Genomic DNA, 5,279 nt, shown 5'->3' with positions numbered 1-5,279 from the left:
GACGACCCCGGGCGGAGCCCTGTCGACCGTGGCGCGGTTCGCGGTGGAGCGGAAGCGGCCGGGGCTGAACAGGGCCTAGACGCGATCATCACGCCGACGGTGCGTCCTTCGAGGCCCGCTGCGCGGGCGCCTCAGGATGAGGACCTCATTGCACTGAACACCTCATCCTGAGGTGCGCGCTCCTGAGCGCGCCTCGAAGGACGCACGGACTCTAAGCCGCCGCCCGCATCCCCTCGCGGATCCGCGCCACGCAGGCCTCCACGGGCCGATGGACCAGGGTCACCAGCACGAAACTGATCAGCATCAGCAGGTACCAGGCGCCCATCTTCTCGATCGGCACCATGCGCCAGCCGTCGGCCTGATTGGGATAGATCCAGGCGCCGGCGAAGGTGCCCAGGTTCTCGGCGAACCAGATGAACAGCGAGACCAGCACCGCCCCCATCAGCATCGGCATGCGGCGGGGCGCGCGGTCGGGCGTGAACACGAACCAGGTCCGTCCGAACAGCAGCGCCGACAGGGCGAACAGCCCCACCCGGATGTCGGTCACATAGTGGTGGGTGAAGAAGTTGGCGTAGATCAGCACCGCCAGGATGTGGGTCGTCCAGAACGGCGGATAGCGCTCGAAGGTGATGTCGAACAATCGCCAGATCCGGGCGATGTAGCTGCCGACGCAGGCGTACATGAAGCCCGTGAACAGCGGCACGCCGCCGATGCGCAACAGGCTGGGCTCCGGATAGATCCACGAGCCGTGGGCGGTCTTGAACAGTTCCATGACCGTGCCGACGACGTGGAACATGAAGATCACCACCGCCTCGTCCCAGCGCTCCAGCTTCAGGGCCAGCAGCGCGGCCTGGATGGCGACCGAGGCGATGACGAGAAAGTCGTAGCGGGCGATGGCCGCGTGCTCCGGCCACAAGAGCTTGGTGCCGACCAGCAGGGCCAGCATCAGGGCGCCGAACAGGCAGGCCCAGGCCTGCTTCAGTCCGAACAGCAGGAACTCGTAGGCGTAACCGTTCCAGCGCGAGCGCTCCGCCCAAGGGCGGGCCCAGACGTCCAGCGCCGCGACGGCGGCCTTGATGCGATCCTTGAGGTTCATCCGGCTCCCCGCAACGCCGGGAAGCTAGCGCAACACCCCTCTCCTGCGCCATATGTCACGTCCATGAGCGACGCCCTGTTCCCCACCGCCCCCGACAAGCACGCCCTGGAGCGCGGGACCTTCCTGGCGCCGCGCTTCAACGCCGACGGCCTGATCGTGGCCGTGGCCCAGCACGCCGACACCGGCGAGATCCTGATGCTGGCCTGGATGAACGACGAGGCGTTGAAGCTGACGGTCGAGACCGGCGTCGCCCACTATTTCAGCCGCTCGCGCAACGAGCTCTGGAAGAAGGGTGAAACCAGCGGCCAGCTGCAAGACGTCGTCGAGCTGCGGGTCGACTGCGACCAGGACGCGGTGCTGCTCAAGGTGCGGCCGCGCGGCGACGGCGGCGCCTGCCACGTCGGCTTCCGCTCGTGCTTCTATCGCGTGCTGGAGGGCGACAGGCTGGTCGAGCGGGAAAAGCCCCTCCATGACCACGACTGAGGCCCTCGTCGCCTTCGCCCTGGCGGCCGGCCTGCTGACCCTGACCCCGGGCCTGGACACCGCCCTTGTCATCCGCACCGCCGCCGCCGAGGGCCCTCGTCGCGCGACCGGCGCGGCGATCGGGATCGGCCTGGGCTGCCTGGTCTGGGGCGCGGCGGCCTCGTTCGGGGTCGGCGCGCTGCTGACCGCTTCGCAAGCCGCCTACACGATCCTCAAGTGGGTCGGCGCGGCCTATCTGGCCTGGACCGGGATCCGCATGATCCTCAAGCCCCGCGACCAGTTCGAACCCGGCGAGATGAAGGCCGTGGACGCCGGACCGATCGCGGCGCTGCGGCGGGGCCTGCTGACCAACCTGCTCAATCCCAAGGTCGGGATCTTCTACGTGTCGTTCCTGCCCCAGTTCATCCCCGCCGGCGTCGATCCGGCGCGGTTTGGCCTGGTCCTGACGACCATCCACGTCGTCGAGGGCCTGCTGTGGTTCGCCGCCCTGATCGCCGCGACGGTGCCGATCGCCGGCCTGCTGCGGGTTCCGGTCGTGGTGCGATGGCTGGACCGTATCACCGGCTGCGTGTTCGTGGCGTTCGGACTGAGGCTGGCGCTGGAGCGGCGATGAGGATTCGCTAGATCCTCCCCCGGGTCGCGCGAAGCGCGCGCCCGAGGATAAATTCCGGGCCGGAGGGGGCTAATGCGGCATGCGGCCAGCTCGCCCCCTCAGTCGCTCCGCGACAGCTCCCCCGCGACGCGGGGAGCAACTTAGGCCTCAAGCCTCCTTCAGCGCCTCGACCCCGCCATCCGCGGCCGGCGTCACCACGAAGCGCTTGAGCACGCTGGTCTCGTACTTCGGTTCCAGGATCGTCGAGACCGCCACCAGGTCGCCCGTCGCCTTGCCGTGCTCCAGGGTCAACAGCACGAAGCCCTTGGCGCTGGCGTGGCTGTAGCGGACCTCCTTGTTGCGCTCGACGAAGGCCTCGCCGATCGGCGCGCCAGGCATCAGGTCGCCATAGCCGGGCGAGGTGATCGAGGTGGCGCCGAACTCGACGGCCACGCGCTTGTCGCCGCCGTCATTCCACAGCTCGTTGGCCCAGAACATGTGGCTGTCGCCGGCCAGCACGATCGGCCGCGCCTTGGCGGCGGTGAAGATGTCGTAGACCCGCTGGCGATCGGCCGGATAGCCGTCCCAGGCGTCCAGGTTCGACGGAATCTCGTAGGCCGACATGGCCACGGACTCGGCCACCCGCTTCTTGGCGTAGTCGGGCAGCTTGGCGACCAGGGCGTCGAACTTTTCCGCGCCCATCGTCTTCTGCAGGTTGGGCGTCGCCACACGGGCCATCACCACCTGGTTGCCCAGCACCTGCCAGGCCGTGCCGGCCTTGACCGAGGCGCCGACCTGGCCGGCCAGCCACCGCTCCTGGTCCTGGCCCATCATCCGGCGCGAAGGGTCCTTCCACTTGGCGACGAAAGTCGCGACGTCAGGCTTGCCGTCGATGATCGGCAGGTCGGTCTCGTAGTCCAGCTGCTGGCTGCGCGCGGTCAGGCGAGTCTCGGTCATCAGCAGGGTGACGACGTCGCCGAACTGGAAGCCGCGCCAGGCCGCCTCGGGGAGAGCCCCCGCCGAGGGCTCGCGGATCGGCATCCACTCGTAATAGGCCTTGAGCGCCGCGGCCTTGCGCGTGGCCCAATCACCCTCGGTCTTGGGCGTGTGGTTCTCGGCCCCGCCGATCCAGCTGTCGTTGGCCGTCTCGTGGTCGTCCCAGACCACGATCCACGGCGCGCGGGCGTGGGCCGCCTGCAGCATCGGGTCGGTCTTGTAGATCCGGTGACGGCGCCGATAGTCGTCCAGGGTGACGATCTCATGCGGCGGATCGGGCATGCGCGTCTTGGCGGTCGGCGAGTTCATGCCGTAGTCGCCGGGCGCGGCGCCGTATTCGTAGATGTAGTCGCCCAGGTGCAGCACCGCGTCGACGCGCGACAGCTTGGCGATCGCGTCGTAGGCGTTGAAGTAGCCGTTCGGATAGAGGCTGCACGAGGCCACCGCCAGGACGACGTCCTTGGTCGCTCCGGCCGGCAGGGTGCGGGTGCGGCCGACCATCGCCTCGCCGACCGGCTGGCCCGCGCGGCTGGCGCGGAAGCGGTAGTGGTACTCGGTCCCCGGCTTCAGCCCCGTGACGTCGACCTTGACCGTGTGGTCGCGGCCGGCGTCGGTGACGGCGTGGCCCTGGCGGACGATGGTCTTGAAGGCCGGGTCGCTGGCCACGTCCCAGCGCACGCCCACTGGCAGCTTGGCGTCCGGCGCGGTCACCCGCGTCCACAGGATCACGCGGTCCTGCAGCGGATCGCCTGAGGCGACGCCGTGCTCGAAGCGGACCGGCCCCTCGTGCAGGCCCTTGACGGTGGCGGCGGCGGCTTCGCCGGCGGCGGCGCCCGAGAGGCCCAGAAGGCCCAGAACCTTGCGGCGGTCGATAGTCATGATGCGCTCTCCCCGAAGACACGTGTCATCCCGGCCGCAGCGAAGCGTAGAGCCGGGACCTCCGCAAGCTCGGCGCTTATGGCGGTCCCGGCTCGGCGCGCTTCGCGCTGGGCCGGAATGACAGCTTTTAATGACGGAACGTGACGCCCACGCCCATGAAGCGCGGCTTGCCGGCGATGAAGGTCGGGATGCCGAAGCTGTCGCCGGTGTTGCCCGCGTCCTTCAGGTAGCGCTCGTCGCCCAGGTTCTCGACGAAGGCCTCGACCTTCCAGCGGTCGTCGACGGCGCCGAAGCCCAGACGCACGTTCAGCAGGCCATAGGCGTTCTGGAACTCGTCGACCTTGGTGTCGGGGAACAGGCCCGACGACTGCAGGTCGCTGCGATCGTTGTCGTCGTCGAAGAACATCTTCGAGCGCCAGGTGTAGGTCGGGGTGAAGGTCAGCTTGCCGCCCAGGGCCTCGCGGCTGAACGCGGCGCCGACCGAATAGGTCTGGTCGGGCGACAGGCGGAAGTGATTGCCCTCGCGCAGGCCGGTCTTCAGGCGGGCGTGGTTGTAGGCGTAGGTGGCGAACAGGGTCCAGTAGTCGCCGGCCTGCAGGCGGGCCTCGCCCTCGAAGCCGTAGGCCTTGGCCTTGCCGGCGTTCAGGGTCACCACCTGGGCGCCCTGGCGGAAGCTGGTGGCGAAATTGTCGTAGTCGTACTGGAAGACCGCGCCCGACAGGTAGAGGCGTCCGTCCATCAGCTTGCCCTTGGCGCCGGCCTCGTAGCTGTCGACCGTTTCGGACGCCACGACGTTGAAGCGGGCCGCGCCCAGCGGCGTGGACGGCGCGCTGGACGAGATCACGTCCGGACGACGGCCGCGGGCGTAGGAGGCGTAGAGGCTGAGGCTCTCCGACGGCGCGTAGCGCCCGACCACGCGCCAGGTCAGGCCGCTGTCGTCGATCGACTTGGCGAAGGTGTCGCCGTTGTTGGTCGTCGGCTGGGCGATCAGGCCGACCGTCGGCAACAGCGGATTGTTCACCGCGTTCGGCTGGGCGGCCAGGAACAGGTTGGTCGGCGTCGGGGCGGCCAGAAGGATGCCCAGGATCGAGCGTCCGTTCTGCACCGTCGAGCGGTAGGCGGCCCAGCGATCCTCGCTGGTGTAGCGGATGCCCGCCGTGATCTCGAAGGCGTCGGTCAGCTTAAACGTGCCGTCGGCATAGACGTCATAGGCGGTGTTCTCGCCGTAGTTGG

The 5,279-nt window shown here is 68.8% G+C and carries 5 protein-coding genes and 1 pseudogene; 2 read left to right on the top strand and 4 right to left on the bottom strand.

What is annotated here, in order from left to right; translation table 11 throughout:
• Positions 1–88 precede the first annotated feature (88 nt).
• Both VJ655_RS21125 and VJ655_RS14225 read right to left on the bottom strand, forming a co-directional pair.
• A pseudogene (locus VJ655_RS21125) lies at positions 89–204 on the bottom strand (hypothetical protein); the annotation flags it as partial.
• A gap of 7 nt (positions 205–211) precedes the next feature.
• Entirely contained in the window at positions 212–1,096 is an 885-nt protein-coding gene (locus VJ655_RS14225) for a DUF817 domain-containing protein (RefSeq protein ID WP_324112141.1), read from the bottom strand.
• Positions 1,097–1,159: 63 nt separating this feature from the next.
• On the opposite strand from VJ655_RS14225, the gene hisI reads away from it, so the two are divergent.
• Both hisI and VJ655_RS14215 read left to right on the top strand, forming a co-directional pair.
• A complete protein-coding gene (gene hisI, locus VJ655_RS14220; protein ID WP_324112139.1) occupies positions 1,160–1,579 on the top strand; it encodes a phosphoribosyl-AMP cyclohydrolase in 420 nt (139 codons plus the stop codon).
• Positions 1,566–2,192: a LysE family translocator gene (locus VJ655_RS14215; RefSeq protein WP_324112137.1), complete on the top strand. Its 627-nt coding sequence runs from the start codon at positions 1,566–1,568 to the stop codon at positions 2,190–2,192. The genes hisI and VJ655_RS14215 overlap by 14 nt, the downstream gene beginning before the upstream one ends.
• Before the next feature lie 147 nt (positions 2,193–2,339).
• Here the strand turns inward: VJ655_RS14215 and VJ655_RS14210 are convergent, their stop codons facing one another.
• Complete coding sequence (locus VJ655_RS14210) at positions 2,340–4,046, bottom strand: alkaline phosphatase D family protein (protein WP_324112135.1); 1,707 nt, start codon at positions 4,044–4,046, stop codon at positions 2,340–2,342.
• A gap of 127 nt (positions 4,047–4,173) precedes the next feature.
• On the bottom strand, positions 4,174–5,279 hold a 1,106-nt coding region (locus VJ655_RS14205; protein WP_324112134.1), incomplete at its 5' end, for a TonB-dependent receptor domain-containing protein.

The sequence above is a fragment of the Caulobacter sp. genome (genome assembly GCF_035254145.1).
Classification (GTDB): Bacteria; Pseudomonadota; Alphaproteobacteria; order Caulobacterales; family Caulobacteraceae; genus Caulobacter.
Note: the sequence above shows the minus strand (reverse complement) of the source record. Positions and strands in the feature narration are given on the sequence as shown.

Coding starts and splice junctions, on each gene's coding strand:
- VJ655_RS14225 (WP_324112141.1), bottom strand. CDS start 1,096: ATGAACCTCAAGGATCGCATCAAGGCCGCCGTCGCGGCGCTGGACGTC.
- hisI (WP_324112139.1), top strand. CDS start 1,160: ATGAGCGACGCCCTGTTCCCCACCGCCCCCGACAAGCACGCCCTGGAG.
- VJ655_RS14215 (WP_324112137.1), top strand. CDS start 1,566: ATGACCACGACTGAGGCCCTCGTCGCCTTCGCCCTGGCGGCCGGCCTG.
- VJ655_RS14210 (WP_324112135.1), bottom strand. CDS start 4,046: ATGACTATCGACCGCCGCAAGGTTCTGGGCCTTCTGGGCCTCTCGGGC.